Origin of the sequence: Rhizobium sp. PP-CC-3G-465 (genome assembly GCF_004343445.1) — a bacterium.
Classification (GTDB): Bacteria; Pseudomonadota; Alphaproteobacteria; order Rhizobiales; family Rhizobiaceae; genus Ferranicluibacter; species Ferranicluibacter rubi.
In genome coordinates this window covers 1,894,750-1,908,390 of record NZ_SLYH01000001.1, presented here as the reverse complement: position 1 = coordinate 1,908,390, position 13,641 = coordinate 1,894,750, and the positions used below count along the sequence as shown (strand labels likewise).

Below are 13,641 nucleotides of genomic sequence, written 5' to 3'. Positions count from 1 at the left end.
CATGCGGCTGCTGCTGGTTGAAGACAGTCCCCGGCTCGCCGAGCTTCTGGGCGAAACCGTCCGCGAGGCCGGCTGGCGGCTCGATGTCGTGACGACGATCGCCGACGCCACGGTGACGCTGACGCTGCGCGAGCATGACCTCATCCTCCTCGATCTCGGCCTGCCGGATGGCAATGGGCTCGAACTGCTGCGCCAGATCCGCAAGACCTACAAGGACCTGCCGGTCCTCGTCATCACGGCGCGTGGGTCGATCGAGGAGCGGATCGAGGGGCTGGATGCGGGCGCAGACGATTACCTCGTCAAGCCGTTCCACCACCGCGAGTTCCTGGCGCGCTGCCGCGCCATGCTGCGCCGCAGCCCGACATCGTTGCAGCCGGTGCTCGAATGCGGCCATCTGCGCTACGATCCTGCCATGGCTGAGCTGTCCTGCAGCAGCACCATCGTCGCGCTGCCGCCGCGCGAGCGGGCGCTGGCCGAACTGCTGATGCGCGATGCCGGCCGGGTGGTGCAGAAGCGCAAGCTGGAACTGGCGCTGTCGGAATTCGGCGAGGAGATGACCGCCAACGCGCTGGAGCTTGCCGTGTCGCGCCTGCGCAAGAAGCTGCTGCCGTTCGAGACCGGCGCCGATCTCGTGACCGTGCGGGGCGTCGGCTACATGCTGCAGGCCGCGCCATGAACGCCGTGCGGGATCGCTCCCTGATCGGCATCGTCTCGCTACGCATCGTCACCTTCACGGTGCTCGCGATGATGCTGGAGTTCGGCATCGTGCTGGCCGAATACTGGTCGAACGATGCCGATCTCGGCGGCTTTCTCATCGGGCAGGAGGCGGAAACGCTGGCCGAAGGCATCGTCGTCGCCAAGGACCGCATCTCCTTCCAGATGCCGCCGGCGCTCGCCGAACGCTACACGATGCGCGAGGATGAGACCGACGGCGACATCTTCGTCCGGGTCCGCACCTCCGCCGGCGAAGTCCTGTTTTCCAACTGCGAGGCGCTCTGCCAGCGCCACTTCCTGCCGATCGAAATCAACCCGCCGACCTTCTGGCAGCGCGAGATCGCGCCCGGAAAGCCGCTCAGCGTCGCCGGTGGGCGCTCGTTCCGGTTCGGGACACAGGAGGTGTTCGTCGAGCTTGCGGTCCTGCGCGATCCCCATGGGTTCGTCACCAGCGTACTGCTGCACGAGTTGCGGGATCATCTGATCATCCCCATGCCGCTGATGTTCGGCCTCGTTGCCGGCGCCACCATTCTTTCCGTCCGGCGCGCGCTGAAGCCGGTAGTGGAAGCCGGCAAGGCGGCAGACGCCATCGATCCGCGTGCGGCCTTCAGCCCGCTCTCGACCGAGGGCATGCCGCGCGAGATCGCCAACTTCGCCAATGCGGTCAACCGGCTCTTGGTGCGGGTGGCAGACTTGATCCAGGCGCAAAAAATATTCTCCACATCGATCGCCCACGAAATCCGCACGCCCGTCGCCGTCGTCCGCATGGAACTGGAGCGGATCGACGACCCCCGCGCGCGCAAGGCCGAAAAGGACCTGGAGGCACTGACCCATATGCTGGAGCAGCTGACCTCGCTCGCCCGGCTCGACGTGGTCGATGCCGCCTCGTTCAAGCCGGTGTCACTGGCGGGGCTTGCGAGCGATGTCGTCGCCCAGCTCGCGCCCTTCGTCTTCAACAGCGGCCGCACGCTCGAATTCGTGGAGGAGGGCGGCGGCGAGATCCGCGCTGTGCCGGCACTGGTCGAAAACACCATCAGCAACCTCGTCGAGAACGCGGTCAAGCACACGCCGAAGGGGACGCGCATCTCGGTGCGGACGGCGGAAACCGGACTTCTGGAAGTGGCCGACGACGGCCCCGGCTTCGGCCGCTCTCCCAGCCACATCCTCGACAGTGGGCGGATCAAGAGCTCGGACGCGCTCGGCGTCGGTCTGAAGATCGTGGAGCGCATCGCCGAACTGCACGACGCCGCGCTGACGGTGGATTCGCGGCCCGGGGAGGGGACGCGCGTGCGGCTCGAATTCCCCCCGTCACCTGCGTCGCTTTAAACGCGGGAGCGCGATGAACTTTTCAGCCGGAAGGTTTTCCTGAGGCCTGTTCTCCTGTAAGCCCCGATGCGTCTGCGCTTCGGCGTCAACGCATTCGAGCAATAGGAATTTCACCATGGATATCACACGCTTCGAGACCGGCCCGCGCATGAGCCAGGCCGTCGTTCACAACGGCACGGTCTATCTCGCCGGCCAGGTCGGCAATGCCGGCGACGACGTCGCAACCCAGACGAGCCAGGCGCTGGCTTCCGTCGATCGCCTGCTGGAACAGGCCGGCACCGATAAAACCCGCATCCTCAACGCCACCATCTGGCTGGCCGACATGGCCGACTTCCCGAAGATGAATGCCGTCTGGGACAAGTGGGCACCGCAGGGCAACACGCCGGCGCGCGCCACGGGCGAAGCAAAGCTCGCGACCCCGGAATACCTGGTCGAAGTCATCGTCATCGCCGCCCTTTAAGGTGCGAACGCCGGGCGGCGACACCGTCGCCCGGTTCCGCCCCTAGTTGCCGATCCGCGCCATGCCGCTCTCGCCATTGTCGCGCACCCACTTCACCTTGTCGCCGCCGGTTGCGGTCAGGTCGAAGCACATTTTCGCGCCCTTGTACCAGGTGGTGAACTGCTGGCAGAGCTTGTCGTCGGCGATCCACCATTTGCCGGTGTCGCTCGGCTGGATCAGCTTGCCGATCCCAAGCGCCTTGCCATCCCCATCCACCACGCCCGACGTCCGGTAGTTCAGCGGAAACTCTCCGCCCATCGGCGCTTCGAGATAGATCGTACGCCCGATGATCTTGTCGCGGATGTCGGCCTCGGTCATGCCGGCCGCAAAGGCTGCGGTGCTGCCGGAGGCCAACAACAGGCTGATGGAGAGGAGGAATCTGTGCATGGCGCGCGCTCTCGGTTCTTTGTTCGTCGAGACGTACGCCGCCGGAAATGTCCCGGATCACAAGCTTCGCGAAAGCTTGGGAACAATTTGGCAAATCGGGCCGTTGTTAGGCCAGAATTAACGTTTCCACACATCGAAGGACGCCCCCCATGCTTTACTGGCTGCCCAGGCTCGGCCTGATCCTGCTCGTCTGCGCCGCACTTGCCGTCGGCGTCGTCTCCGCAACATCCGACGACGTGGCGAACACGCTGCTGGTCGTTCTCCTTGGTCTCGGCCTCTTCTCGCTGACCCTGCGGATCTTTCCGCCGGAAAAGTACTGATCCTGCCGAATGTAAAAGCGCCCGCTGAAAAACACCATTTTTGGTGGAAAATGGTGGGCCTTCAGAGCGTTACGGGAACTTTTCTCCCGTATCCGGATTGACGGACGTCCCGGCTATCAGCTCATGCTCGTTGAGCATCGCAAGACCGTAAATGTGGGGCGTCAGGCAAGATACCGCGGCAGCTTTCGGCCCGCGCTCATTGCGAGTGGAGGTCAAAGATGAATTCTGCCATACCGGAGCGGGCCTTGTTCAAGGCCAAGAAGAAAGCGCACATCGAAAACCCGCCGCCGTCCGAGGCGACGGCACTGGCCGATCCTAAGACCGGCCTCGATCTTGTCGTCGCCTGGAGCATCGTCGGCACATTCGTCATCCTGATGTCCGGCGTCATTTACACGCTCGAATCCATCCTGATGCCCGTCACGCTAGCAATTGTCGTCGGTATGGTGCTGGGTGTCGCGGCCGACAGGCTCTCGCGCTTCGGCCTACCGCCCATGCTCGGCGGCCTGTTCTTCGGCATTGTCTTCGTGGTGCTGGTCTTTTTCCTCGTCAATGCCTTGATCGAGCCGATCTCCACGCTGACCGCCAAGGCGCCAGCGATGATGGAAGATGCGGTCCAGCGGTTTCTACCCTTCTTCGAGCGGTTCGAATGGGTGAAACGTGCCATCAACGGCGCGAATGAGAAGGCGATCTCGGACATGGTCATGGCCAATGCCGGTTCCATGCTGGGGCTGGTCGCTACGGGCCTGACGCCCGCCTTCGTGCAGACGCTGATCTTCCTCGCAGCCCTCGGCCTGTTCCTCATCGGCCGCGCGCATCTGCGCAAGACCATCATCCTTGCCTTCGCTACGCATGAGCGCCGCCTGACGGCCATCCGCGTCATGAACGCCACGGAGAGTGCGGTCGGTTTCTATTTCTCCACCGCCAGCCTGATCTATATTTCGCTCGGCACGATCACGGCGCTCATTGCCTTTGTTGGCGGACTCTCGGGCGCGGTTCTCTGGGGTCTCTTCGCCTTCGTTTCGAGCTTCATTCCCTATCTCGGCGTTACCGCCATGACCATCGCGCTCACCTGCGCCGGCCTGATGACGCATGACAGCATGATCATGGCACTGTTGCCGGCTGCCTGCTTCTTCCTGCTGCATCTGGTCATGGAAAATCTGGTGACACCGGCGATTCTTGGCCATCGCCTGGAGATCAATCCGTTCCTGATCTTCATCGCCATCATTTTCTGGACATGGATGTGGGGTGCCGTCGGCGCGATGCTGGCCATGCCGCTCGCGCTCATCGGTCTCACCATCTTCAACGAGGTCCGCACCCGGCCGCCGGAACGCCAGCTGCCGGGCTGATGAGCCTCTCAGGCCTCGCCGGCAGGGGCGTTCTCGTTGAAGAACAGCGCCTGGCTGATCAGCGCCTTCACCATATCGGGGTTGAACGGCTTGGTGACGAGGAAGGCCGGTTCCGGCTTTTCGCCCGTCAGCAGGCGCTCCGGAAACGCGGTGATGAAGATCACCGGTACGGTCGCCGTCGAGAGAATCTCGTTCACCGCATCGATACCCGAGCTGCCATCCGCAAGCTGGATGTCGGCCAGAACCATCTTCGGCGATGTCCGCTTGAACAGCTCGACCGCCTCGCTATGCGTGCGGGCGATGCCGGCCACGCCGTGGCCGAGGCTGCGCACCATATCCTCGATATCCATGGCGATCAGCGGCTCGTCCTCGATGATGAGGATGTCGGTCACGACCTGACGGGCAATGTCCGTCGACGCCTGCTGAATCAGTCCGGCCACGGCATCCGGCGTAACGCTCAGGATTTCCGCGGTCTCATCCGGGTTGAAGCCTTCGACGGAGACGAGCAGAAACGCCTTGCGCGCATCGGGCGAGATCCGCGCCAGATTGGCGGCGGCCCGCTTTTCCCAGGCATAAGGCGAGTTCACCGCCTCTTCGTCGATCTTGATGGTGATCGTATCGAACAGCGAGCAATAGAGTTTGAAGACGCTGACCCGGTCGCTCGACGTTTTGGGGAACAGGTCGATATTGGCAATCAACGCTTCGAGGACGGCCGCGACATAGGCATCGCCCGACGTCTGCGAGCCCGTGATGGCGCGGGAGAAGCGGCGGACATAGGGAAGGTGTGCGGCGATCCGCATGGAAAGTGACATGAAAGACGTCCTTCGATATATTGGCGCCGAAACCGGACAAAGTTAGATCGTTCGACGAGTCGAAACAGGGACGTTTGACCATGTTTCCCGTCGTGTGGAAAGTTTGATCGGCAAGAATTACAAAGCATGAGGGCGACGTGATCAATTTGAGGATGCCGACAGGCCGCACCGGGACGAGCGCGATCGGACTTCGGACGAAACGGACCTGACATCATGGCGGATATGACCAACCCCAAACCTCGCGCGGTCCTGCAACATGCGGAGACCATGGACCCGAACAGCCAGATCGTCTCGAAACTGAGAGCCCTCTACAGTGCCGTGGAGCGGGAACCGCTTCCCGATGCGTTTCTCGATCTCCTGCAGCAACTCGACAGCGTCGAGGATGCGCGCAAGGGCTGACGAAAGAGCGAAGCCTCAGAGTAGCGACACAAAAAAACGGGCCGAGGCCCGTTTTTCCGTTTCAGTCTATGACCGAAAGATCCGATCAGCAGGATGCCGTGTAGCGGCGGCCGTTGCGGTCGCGGTAGATGCAGCGGCCCGGTTCGTTTGCCTGACCGATCAGCGCGCCAGCAAGGCCGCCAACGCCAGCGCCGATCGCTGCGCCACGGACATTGCCCGTTGCCACGCCGCCGATGATGGCGCCCGATGCGGCGCCGATGCCGGCGCCGCGTTCCGTCTGGGTGCAGGCTGCGAGCGGCATGATCAGGGCGACGACGAGAAGAGCTTTTTTCATGGTGATATCCTCCGGTTCAACTTGGTGTGGATGGCCCTCTGGGAAAGCCGAGGTTTTATATGCGTCCCATAAGGACCAACACAAGAAGGATAACGACCACCAGCCCCAAGCCACCGGAAGGTCCGTAGCCCCAGCTGCGGCTGTGGCCCCACGTCGGCAGAGCGCCGATGAGCAGGAGTACAAGGACGATCACGAGAATGGTGCCGAGCATTGGCGGTTCCTCTTTGGGTTCATTCGGAATGCGGAGCTACAACGCGCGTCTCTCCCTTTTGTTCCAAGCACTGATCATACCAGTTTGATGCCCGCGTCCGGGAGCCGTTCACCGACATGCCTCCAGCGCAGACTGCGGCCTCGCCGTGGGAACAAATCCTGCCCTGCCTACGTTGTAGGGGCTGTGTGGATAAAGGGATAGTGTGTGGTGTGGCAGGTAACCGGCGCGGAATCAGCGACGTATCCAGCGTCACCAAAGGGGTGATGCCATCATCTCCGCAACACGAAGTCGGCCATGACGGCCGCCGGCACGCGCATCAAGCTGCGTTTCGCCTCCCACATGTTTTCTCTGTTCCAGAATACATTCCGAGACCGCGCATGCCGACAAGGCGTCGCACGCATCTCGTAGCCCCAGCCCTTTATTCAATTCTGTCTCATCGTCTCACGTTTTAAGGAGCAATCCGATGCTGAAAACCCTTCTGGCAAGCACAGTTCTTGCTGCCGCTCTCGCCGGTACCGCACTGGCGCAGCAGACGCCGGCAGCACCCGCAGCTTCCGCCCCTGTTGCAGCTGCCGCAGCAGGCGACGATATGCTCGCGTCCAACGTCATCGGCAAGACGGTCTATACGGGCGTTGACGAGGAGGGCGAAGCGATCGGCGAGGTCAAGGATGTCGTGATCAACGCGGCCGGCGCCACCGAAGCGCTCGTCGTCGGTGTCGGCGGCTTCCTCGGCATCGGCGAAAAGGATGTGGCCGTCAATTTCGATCGCGCCTCGTGGTCGGAGCGTGATGGCGCCAAGATCCTCGTGGTCTCCATGACCAAGCAGGATCTGGAAGCCGCGCCCGCCTTCCAGCGCAAGGCTGTCATGGATGGTGCCGTTACCAAGGATACCGCGGCGACGACGCCTGCAGCATCCACGGACACCGCGGCCAAGCCGCTTGCAACGCCGGAGAATACGGAAGTCCCACTGGATGCCGCCGGCGCCGAACCGACCGTTCCGCAGACCGGTACCACACCGGAGATGACCGATCCGGATCTGGCGCCCGACGCAGCGACCACCGAGCCCACTGATGAGCTGAAGCCGGTCGATGCCGCCATGCTGTCGGCCGACAAGCTGATCGGCACGCCGGTGAAAGTGGCCGACGACACGAAGATCGGCGAGGTCGGCGATGTGATCTTGGCGAAGGACGGCAAGCTCGAAGCCTATATTATCGACGTCGGCGGCTTTCTCGGCATCGCGCAGAAGCCGGTGGCGATGAGTGCCGCCAATATTCAGGTGATGGCTGATGCCAAGGGCGCGATGACGATCTATTCGCCCTACACCAAGGAGCAGCTGGAAACCCAGCCCGCCTACGACGCCGCCGCCTACAAGGCCAACCCCGGCAGCATCGTGCTCGCCAACCCGAAGCCCTGATCGTATGAGGACTAGGCGGCTGAGCGATCAGCCGCCTTTTTCCATGTTCGCCGGTTGTCATCACCCATTTCCAGACAACAAAAAAAGGCGACCCACCGGGCCGCCCTCACGATGTCTGTTGAATAAAAATCAATGCCGCTCGCTGCGGTCTTCCGACGAATCCAGCGCATCCAGCAACTGCTCGAACCGCCCATCCGTCGCCGGCATCTGACCGTTGAAGTAGAGATCCTTCAGCGTTTGGCCGATGTGAAGGTTCTTCTCGCTCGACCGCGATGCAGGCCGCGCCGAGGCCGCAACGGACTTCCAGATATGTGCGTTCGATACGGTCATGTTGGTGTCTCGCCTCAATGAATCGTGAACTCAACGCCTCGTGCACGGTGAAGTTCCGCCAATCCTGTGGCAACGTCGTGTCAAAATGAACCAGCGCTCCCGTTATGGTAAATGAATACTTAAAGGTCGTTGCTCCGCAGGGGTTGGCGGGGAGACGCTTTGTGGCCGCGACGAAGGGGCGAATGCGCCGCTAGAAGATCCCGATTTTTCCAGCTGTTACCTCCGGCCTCGTACCGCGCAGCCATCACATCAAGCCTGCCGGCCGTCTTCGCATTGCACGCACTGAGGGAACAAACGATATTGTGATGCGTTAGTGAGCATGAGTTCATCGGAGAAAGAAACCATGTTGTACTACGCACTTGTTTTTCTCGTTGTTGCTATCATCGCAGGTGTTCTCGGTTTCGGCGGCATTGCGGGCGCATCTGCCGGTATTGCGCAGATCCTGTTCTTCCTGTTTCTTGCCTTCCTCGTCATCTCGCTCGTCGCAAGCTTGATGCGTCGCCGCACCTGAGATTTGTCAGAAACGACGTACGCATGGCATTGGAAAGGGAGTGGTTCGCCACTCCCTTTTTCGTTGTGCGGAGAGCGCCCCGAACAGCGAATTCCTGATCAGACCTGTTGCGGAACGTCTGGAAAATGCTGACATAGGCACGAAGACGCGACGCGCTGGGAACATGGAGTTGAGCACGATGAAGACGGATGTGGCGGTTCTGGGTGCGGGGATTGTCGGCCTGTCCACGGCGATCCATCTGGCACGGCGCGGAAAATCGGTTCTGCTCGTCGATCGCCGCGGGGCAGGGGAGGAGACCTCCTTCGGCAATGCCGGCCTCATCCAGCGCGAGGGCGTCGTGCCCTACGGCTTCCCGCATGATTTCGGCGCCCTGTTCCGCTATGCCCTGAACAACACGATCGACGCGCATTACCACCTGAAGGCCCTGCCGGGTCTGGTGCCGTTTCTGGTGCGCTACTGGTGGAATTCAGGCTTTACCCAGCACCAGCATATCGCAAGGCTCTATGCGCCGCTGATCGAGAACTCGATCACCGAACATGCCGACCTCATCAAGGCATCCGGTGCCGACAACCTCATTCAGCGCGATGGCTGGATGAAGGTTTTCCGCACGGATGCCGCCCGCGATGCTGCCTATAAGGAGGCCGAGCGCCTGTCGGCCGGCTTCGGCGTCAATCACCAGAAGCTGTCGCCGAGCGACGTCAAGGCACTAGAACCCTCGATCCGCATCGACCTTGCCGGCGGTCTGCGGTGGACCGATCCGTGGTCGATCCGCGATCCCCATAGCCTGAACAAGGCCTACCTCACCTATTTCCAGTCCCTCGGCGGGCGCCTGGTCGCTGGCGATGCCGCAACACTCGAGCACGTTCTGGAAGGCCCCGGCTGGCGCATCGCCTCGCCGGATGGACCGATCGAGGCGGCGGAGGTCGTCGTCGCCCTCGGTCCCTGGGCGGACACCGTCACCCGCAAGCTGGGTTACCGCTACCCGCTCGCGGTCAAGCGTGGCTACCATATGCATTACGGCACGCAGGAGGGCGAACGGTTGAACAACTGGGTGCTCGACGCCGAGAAGGGATACTTCCTCGCACCCATGCTGCGTGGAATCCGACTCACGACCGGCGCCGAGTTCGCGACCCGCGATGCGCCGAAGACGCCGGTGCAGCTCGCCCGTGCCGAGCGCGTCGCCCGCGACTTCTTCCCGCTCGCCGAGCGCCGCGACGAGGAGCCGTGGATGGGTGCGCGGCCCTGCACCCCGGACATGATGCCTATCATCGGCAAGGCACCGCGGCATGAAGGCCTGTGGTTTGCCTTCGGCCACGCCCATCACGGCATGACCCTCGGCCCCGTCACCGGCCGTGCGCTGGCCGAAAAGATGACCGGCGAACGCACGACCATCGTCGATCTCGGCCCCTATCGTCCGGAACGCTTCGTCGCCTGAGCCCACACCTTCGCAACGCCCGGTCCCATCAAACGACCTCGCAATGCGGACAAGTTTGTTTGATGTCGGACACGGAACGATAGGCCTCTGCTGCCGTTTCCCCGTCGCTGCACACGACAGACCGTCGTGGCCGCCATGACAGGCTGTCGTGGCCGCTACGAGAGGGATTGCCGGGGCACGGCGGCGGGAGATAGACATGCAAAAACAGATCGTTGAGATTGCCGGCGAAGCCGTCGGCACCTTGATGCCGCACGCGCACGGCTTACGCTTCATGGCCGTCAAATTCCACGTCTGGCCGCTGGATGGCGAGGTCTATGCCGATCCCGCCACAGCGCATCAGGCCGTCACCGCCCACATCGCCGCGACCCGCGAGGCCATGGCCGACCGCGTTCACTGATAGAGAGATCAGCGGAAAAAGAGGTCAGGGGTCGCTGTAACCGGACGCATGAATATCGAGCCGATAGGCACCGGGATCTGCAGAAAACACGAGGGCGCCTTCGACCTGAGACTGGGCGGGCACATAATCGATCGTCACCTCCCGCGTCTCCACCTCCTGCTTTTCACCATCCAGCAGCCGTCCCGTCACAGGCACGCCGGCAGCCGTCTTTTTGCCGGCGTTGGAGACGATGAAGGAAACCTCGAAGCCCTGCACCGTCGGCCTTTGTGCGGTGATGGTGATGCTAAGCTCTGGTGCCGCATCTTTGGCGGTCAGGCCGTGATAGAGGATCATGCCGGTCATGGTGGCGACGAGCGCGGTGGAGAGAAGACCGGTGGTCCACTCGATCCAATGCGGGTGGCGGCGAACGACCTTGCGGCGGGAACGTGCCATCAGAACCTCACAGGATCAGCCGTGCGGCCGCTGCGCCGATCGCTCCGGGAAAGCCGAGCACGATGGTGGACATCAAGGCCGGCATGGAGCCTGACCCGTCCAGCCTGCCGAAACTCCACAGGCAATAAAGGCTGACCAGCAGCGCGATGACATAGCCCGGCAGGGTGAACCGGATCAGCGCGTGCCATCCCGGCGTACCCTCCAGCTCGTGCCCACCTTTGAACGAGACGGCATAGACGAACGCATGCATGACGAGGATCGACAGGCCGATGGTGGCCAGCGCATGCCACGGCGTCATCTTGTAGGAGATCAGGATCATCTCTTCCGTCGGCGCCATGTTGAGGTTGAGAAACAGCGCACCCACCGCCATCATGAAAAGCTCGGCGCCATAGCCGCTGTCCGGCTCATCTTCCGCGTCGTCAGGGTCGGTGCCGAGCTGGCTGCGGCCGAGAAGCGCGCCGATACCAGCGGGAACGGCCTGCAACGCGATCTTGCCGAGGAAATCCTGCTCGGCCGTCTCCGGCGTCAGAAGCTTGAACAGAGTGAGGATCATCGCGCTGGCGAGAATGCCGATCGCATAGGCAATCATGGCATCGCGAATATCCTCGCGCCAAGAAAAAGTCTTCTCGAAACCGATGCGATGCGCGATGCCCACAAGCAGGGGCACAGTGATGACGAGAAGCAGAGCGAGCCGGAAGCGATCCATGGCAAAGCCGAAATCCCACATCTCCATTGTCATCTGCATGGGCAGGGCAAAGAGGAGCGCGCCTGCAATGCCGCGCCCAAGCCCGGTGACGAACGCGGTCGTATGAAACGGCGCCCCGCGCGCCTCGTCCACATCCTCCATCGTCACCCCCAACGCGCAAAACACAAAACTGCGCGGCCGAAAGGACCGCGCAGATAAAACATCCAAGGTTCATAGTCCGACACGCCGAGCGTAGGCAAATGCTTAAGCGGAGACGTCAGATAAGCTCTTTACACTTCGGCAGGATCTCAATCGTTCAACCCGCTCGGGAATGCCGCATCAACGGCAATCGTCGTCAGGTCGTTCCGCACCTTGGAGATGCCGGGAATGCGGTATGCAAGTTCCTCGACAGCACGACGATCGGCTGCCGTCTCGACCTCACCGGACAGTTCGGCAACGCCACGAAGAACTTTGATGTCGATGGCGGATGTGTCGATCTCATGCTCTTCAAGCGCATTGGAAAGCGCCTCTTCCATGCCGTCATCATCGGTATCGGCCTCCGGATCGTCCCGCAGGATATCCGGACCGCCATGGCCGATCCGAACCGTTTCGTCCGAGGTCTCGAAGCCAGGATTACCCGACTCGTCGAAACTCTCCGGCGTCTCGCCATAAGACCGGTTGGCGACATCGGTCGGCGAACCGGAGACTTCGTCGGCATAAGGCCAGCCGTCCTTTAGGTCGCGGTCTTCATAATCACGATAGTCTTCTTCACGGCGTGTGGTCTTCTCGATCATCGTCGGATCCTCGATCTGGTCGTTTCACCTGGGTAAACCGCTGAGCAACGCTTTGGTTCGACCGGACGGCTGATTATGTCCGGTCAACGGGTTTTCGCGCTCGCAGCGTCTACACGATAACAGCTGCTCAGCATGAGATGGGAGAGGAACCGGCGCCCACCATCGAGGTGCGGTCCAGCATTTCGCCCATATGAAGGAGACTGTCTGCATCCTTACTGGCCCGAGCAATACGTTCGGTGTGTGGAAGAAACGCACCACGAAAAAAGCGAGACCTTCCGGCCTCGCTTTCTCCATTCTCTCAAAGCACTTCCGAGCGTCACACCTGACTTACGGAGCGGTGCTTGGCGCAGTACCCGTTGCAGCCGGCGGCGCTACGGGGGTGACAGGAGCGGTCTCAGCCGGGGCAGTTGCCGCTGGCGGTGTCGCGGTCGGCGCCGTTGCAGGGGCCTGCGCACCGGTGGCGGCAGGCGCATCTGCGGCCGGCGGCGTCGCCGTTTGGCTGGCAGGTGCGGGCTGTATCGCCGTGTCGGACGCGTCATTCGACATTTCCGCAGGCAACCACACCAACAATGCCAGCACGAGACCGGCAAGCAGAATGATCAGAACCGGCCAGTTGCTGCGACGGGCCCGCGTGGTCGGCGCTGCTGGATCCAGCGGACGCTGTGCCAAGGGATCACCCATCGGTGCCGCCGTCACCGGGTCGATCCCGGCGGTTGGGCGCATTGTCGCCGCGTCCGTACGGGCAGCCTGCTCGGCTCTCGCCGCATCGTCGGCGGGCCAGGACGTGGGGTTTGCGGGGCGCTTTTCGTTCGGATCAAAACGCTGGTTCATGACAGCTTCCTCCTTATGGTTTCGCCGAATACCGGCACATGCAGAGAAAACGCGCTGTCGAAGCTTAAGTTCCTGACAGACGCCCCGGGCTCGTTCGCCAAGCGCGGCGAGCGCAAAAATCGAGCGGCAAAGTCCTCCCCTGCCGCTTGCTTCTCACCGTTCGACATCACTCTTGAGAAAAACCTCAGTCCTGCTCACGCGCACCTGGCGTCGCTTCCCGCTGATCGGCATCCTCCAGATCGGAACGCACCAGAAAAACGTCCCCCTTCAACCGAACCGCCTCCCGACGCGCAGCCGCCGAAATCACATCATCCGGCTCCACATCATCCCCATCCTTGTCTCTCAACTCCGCCTCACTCCCGATCGGTGTCACATCCTCGTCATGAATATCGAGATTACGGTCCGTATGACCCTCTTCGCCAGCCCTGCCTTTGTCGGCCATGTCGCTTCTCCTTGGTTTCCTG

General features: G+C 62.2%; 20 protein-coding genes. 10 read left to right on the top strand and 10 right to left on the bottom strand.

From position 1 onward, the window contains the following. Position 1: 1 nt before the first annotated feature. From C8J33_RS09030 to C8J33_RS09020, 3 genes are all read left to right on the top strand, one after another. On the top strand, positions 2 to 676 hold the full coding sequence (locus C8J33_RS09030; RefSeq protein ID WP_132446295.1) for a response regulator transcription factor: 675 nt from the start codon (positions 2 to 4) through the stop codon (positions 674 to 676). Then, complete coding sequence (locus tag C8J33_RS09025; protein ID WP_132663800.1) at positions 673 to 2,040, top strand: sensor histidine kinase; 1,368 nt, start codon at positions 673 to 675, stop codon at positions 2,038 to 2,040. The genes C8J33_RS09030 and C8J33_RS09025 overlap by 4 nt, the downstream gene beginning before the upstream one ends. A gap of 115 nt (positions 2,041 to 2,155) precedes the next feature. After that, positions 2,156 to 2,500, top strand: a complete 345-nt coding sequence (locus C8J33_RS09020) for a RidA family protein (protein WP_092932278.1) — start codon at positions 2,156 to 2,158, stop codon at positions 2,498 to 2,500. A gap of 42 nt (positions 2,501 to 2,542) precedes the next feature. On the opposite strand, the gene C8J33_RS09015 is transcribed toward C8J33_RS09020, so the two are convergent. Further along, positions 2,543 to 2,926, bottom strand: a complete 384-nt coding sequence (locus tag C8J33_RS09015) for a hypothetical protein (protein ID WP_132663798.1) — start codon at positions 2,924 to 2,926, stop codon at positions 2,543 to 2,545. Between the two features lie 149 nt (positions 2,927 to 3,075). Between C8J33_RS09015 and C8J33_RS27020 the strand changes: the two genes are divergently transcribed. Together C8J33_RS27020 and C8J33_RS09010 are read left to right on the top strand one after the other, a co-directional pair. Beyond that, positions 3,076 to 3,246 (top strand): hypothetical protein, encoded by a 171-nt coding sequence (locus C8J33_RS27020; protein ID WP_092932282.1) that lies wholly within the window; start codon positions 3,076 to 3,078, stop codon positions 3,244 to 3,246. Positions 3,247 to 3,464: 218 nt separating this feature from the next. Beyond that, positions 3,465 to 4,592, top strand: coding sequence for an AI-2E family transporter (locus C8J33_RS09010; protein WP_132663796.1), 1,128 nt, complete (start codon positions 3,465 to 3,467; stop codon positions 4,590 to 4,592). Between the two features lie 8 nt (positions 4,593 to 4,600). Here the strand turns inward: C8J33_RS09010 and C8J33_RS09005 are convergent, their stop codons facing one another. Further along, on the bottom strand, positions 4,601 to 5,404 hold the full coding sequence (locus tag C8J33_RS09005) for a response regulator (protein WP_132663794.1): 804 nt from the start codon (positions 5,402 to 5,404) through the stop codon (positions 4,601 to 4,603). A 213-nt stretch (positions 5,405 to 5,617) separates the two neighbouring features. Between C8J33_RS09005 and C8J33_RS09000 the strand changes: the two genes are divergently transcribed. Next, positions 5,618 to 5,803, top strand: coding sequence for a NepR family anti-sigma factor (locus tag C8J33_RS09000; RefSeq protein WP_132663792.1), 186 nt, complete (start codon positions 5,618 to 5,620; stop codon positions 5,801 to 5,803). A gap of 85 nt (positions 5,804 to 5,888) precedes the next feature. On the opposite strand, the gene C8J33_RS08995 is transcribed toward C8J33_RS09000, so the two are convergent. Continuing rightward, complete coding sequence (locus C8J33_RS08995; protein ID WP_132663790.1) at positions 5,889 to 6,137, bottom strand: glycine zipper domain-containing protein; 249 nt, start codon at positions 6,135 to 6,137, stop codon at positions 5,889 to 5,891. 55 nt (positions 6,138 to 6,192) lie between these two features. Continuing rightward, the gene (locus C8J33_RS08990) at positions 6,193 to 6,348 is read right to left on the bottom strand and encodes a DUF3309 family protein (RefSeq protein ID WP_082477169.1); all 156 of its coding nucleotides are present in this window, start codon (positions 6,346 to 6,348) and stop codon (positions 6,193 to 6,195) included. A gap of 463 nt (positions 6,349 to 6,811) precedes the next feature. Between C8J33_RS08990 and C8J33_RS08985 the strand changes: the two genes are divergently transcribed. Then, complete coding sequence (locus tag C8J33_RS08985; RefSeq protein WP_132663788.1) at positions 6,812 to 7,762, top strand: PRC-barrel domain-containing protein; 951 nt, start codon at positions 6,812 to 6,814, stop codon at positions 7,760 to 7,762. Between the two features lie 129 nt (positions 7,763 to 7,891). Here C8J33_RS08985 and C8J33_RS08980 read toward each other — a convergent pair whose 3' ends face one another. Then, entirely contained in the window at positions 7,892 to 8,092 is a 201-nt protein-coding gene (locus C8J33_RS08980; protein WP_110799964.1) for a hypothetical protein, read from the bottom strand. Between the two features lie 343 nt (positions 8,093 to 8,435). On the opposite strand from C8J33_RS08980, the gene C8J33_RS08975 reads away from it, so the two are divergent. From C8J33_RS08975 to C8J33_RS08965, 3 genes are all read left to right on the top strand, one after another. Further along, entirely contained in the window at positions 8,436 to 8,603 is a 168-nt protein-coding gene (locus C8J33_RS08975) for a DUF1328 domain-containing protein (RefSeq protein ID WP_092935997.1), read from the top strand. Positions 8,604 to 8,781: 178 nt separating this feature from the next. Next, the gene (locus tag C8J33_RS08970) at positions 8,782 to 10,038 is read left to right on the top strand and encodes an NAD(P)/FAD-dependent oxidoreductase (protein WP_110733415.1); all 1,257 of its coding nucleotides are present in this window, start codon (positions 8,782 to 8,784) and stop codon (positions 10,036 to 10,038) included. A gap of 196 nt (positions 10,039 to 10,234) precedes the next feature. After that, positions 10,235 to 10,435, top strand: coding sequence for a hypothetical protein (locus C8J33_RS08965; RefSeq protein ID WP_132663786.1), 201 nt, complete (start codon positions 10,235 to 10,237; stop codon positions 10,433 to 10,435). Between the two features lie 24 nt (positions 10,436 to 10,459). On the opposite strand, the gene C8J33_RS08960 is transcribed toward C8J33_RS08965, so the two are convergent. The 5 genes from C8J33_RS08960 to C8J33_RS08940 form a co-directional block, all read right to left on the bottom strand. Then, a complete protein-coding gene (locus C8J33_RS08960; RefSeq protein ID WP_132663784.1) occupies positions 10,460 to 10,867 on the bottom strand; it encodes a TIGR02588 family protein in 408 nt (135 codons plus the stop codon). Between the two features lie 7 nt (positions 10,868 to 10,874). After that, positions 10,875 to 11,714 carry a TIGR02587 family membrane protein gene (locus C8J33_RS08955; RefSeq protein ID WP_132663783.1) on the bottom strand — a complete coding sequence of 280 codons (840 nt, stop codon included), beginning with the start codon at positions 11,712 to 11,714 and terminating at the stop codon, positions 10,875 to 10,877. Positions 11,715 to 11,860: 146 nt separating this feature from the next. Beyond that, positions 11,861 to 12,346 (bottom strand): BON domain-containing protein, encoded by a 486-nt coding sequence (locus C8J33_RS08950; RefSeq protein WP_132663781.1) that lies wholly within the window; start codon positions 12,344 to 12,346, stop codon positions 11,861 to 11,863. Positions 12,347 to 12,673: 327 nt separating this feature from the next. After that, complete coding sequence (locus tag C8J33_RS08945; RefSeq protein ID WP_132663779.1) at positions 12,674 to 13,177, bottom strand: hypothetical protein; 504 nt, start codon at positions 13,175 to 13,177, stop codon at positions 12,674 to 12,676. A 184-nt stretch (positions 13,178 to 13,361) separates the two neighbouring features. Next, entirely contained in the window at positions 13,362 to 13,619 is a 258-nt protein-coding gene (locus tag C8J33_RS08940) for a hypothetical protein (protein ID WP_132663777.1), read from the bottom strand. Positions 13,620 to 13,641: the final 22 nt, after the last annotated feature.

Bases quoted from the DNA above. Each gene is read 5' to 3' on its own strand.
- C8J33_RS09030 (WP_132446295.1), top strand. From the start codon at position 2: ATGCGGCTGCTGCTGGTTGAAGACAGTCCCCGGCTCGCCGAGCTTCTG.
- C8J33_RS09025 (WP_132663800.1), top strand. From the start codon at position 673: ATGAACGCCGTGCGGGATCGCTCCCTGATCGGCATCGTCTCGCTACGC.
- C8J33_RS09020 (WP_092932278.1), top strand. From the start codon at position 2,156: ATGGATATCACACGCTTCGAGACCGGCCCGCGCATGAGCCAGGCCGTC.
- C8J33_RS09015 (WP_132663798.1), bottom strand. From the start codon at position 2,926: ATGCACAGATTCCTCCTCTCCATCAGCCTGTTGTTGGCCTCCGGCAGC.
- C8J33_RS27020 (WP_092932282.1), top strand. From the start codon at position 3,076: ATGCTTTACTGGCTGCCCAGGCTCGGCCTGATCCTGCTCGTCTGCGCC.
- C8J33_RS09010 (WP_132663796.1), top strand. From the start codon at position 3,465: ATGAATTCTGCCATACCGGAGCGGGCCTTGTTCAAGGCCAAGAAGAAA.
- C8J33_RS09005 (WP_132663794.1), bottom strand. From the start codon at position 5,404: ATGTCACTTTCCATGCGGATCGCCGCACACCTTCCCTATGTCCGCCGC.
- C8J33_RS09000 (WP_132663792.1), top strand. From the start codon at position 5,618: ATGGCGGATATGACCAACCCCAAACCTCGCGCGGTCCTGCAACATGCG.
- C8J33_RS08995 (WP_132663790.1), bottom strand. From the start codon at position 6,137: ATGAAAAAAGCTCTTCTCGTCGTCGCCCTGATCATGCCGCTCGCAGCC.
- C8J33_RS08990 (WP_082477169.1), bottom strand. From the start codon at position 6,348: ATGCTCGGCACCATTCTCGTGATCGTCCTTGTACTCCTGCTCATCGGC.
- C8J33_RS08985 (WP_132663788.1), top strand. From the start codon at position 6,812: ATGCTGAAAACCCTTCTGGCAAGCACAGTTCTTGCTGCCGCTCTCGCC.
- C8J33_RS08980 (WP_110799964.1), bottom strand. From the start codon at position 8,092: ATGACCGTATCGAACGCACATATCTGGAAGTCCGTTGCGGCCTCGGCG.
- C8J33_RS08975 (WP_092935997.1), top strand. From the start codon at position 8,436: ATGTTGTACTACGCACTTGTTTTTCTCGTTGTTGCTATCATCGCAGGT.
- C8J33_RS08970 (WP_110733415.1), top strand. From the start codon at position 8,782: ATGAAGACGGATGTGGCGGTTCTGGGTGCGGGGATTGTCGGCCTGTCC.
- C8J33_RS08965 (WP_132663786.1), top strand. From the start codon at position 10,235: ATGCAAAAACAGATCGTTGAGATTGCCGGCGAAGCCGTCGGCACCTTG.
- C8J33_RS08960 (WP_132663784.1), bottom strand. From the start codon at position 10,867: ATGGCACGTTCCCGCCGCAAGGTCGTTCGCCGCCACCCGCATTGGATC.
- C8J33_RS08955 (WP_132663783.1), bottom strand. From the start codon at position 11,714: ATGGAGGATGTGGACGAGGCGCGCGGGGCGCCGTTTCATACGACCGCG.
- C8J33_RS08950 (WP_132663781.1), bottom strand. From the start codon at position 12,346: ATGATCGAGAAGACCACACGCCGTGAAGAAGACTATCGTGATTATGAA.
- C8J33_RS08945 (WP_132663779.1), bottom strand. From the start codon at position 13,177: ATGAACCAGCGTTTTGATCCGAACGAAAAGCGCCCCGCAAACCCCACG.
- C8J33_RS08940 (WP_132663777.1), bottom strand. From the start codon at position 13,619: ATGGCCGACAAAGGCAGGGCTGGCGAAGAGGGTCATACGGACCGTAAT.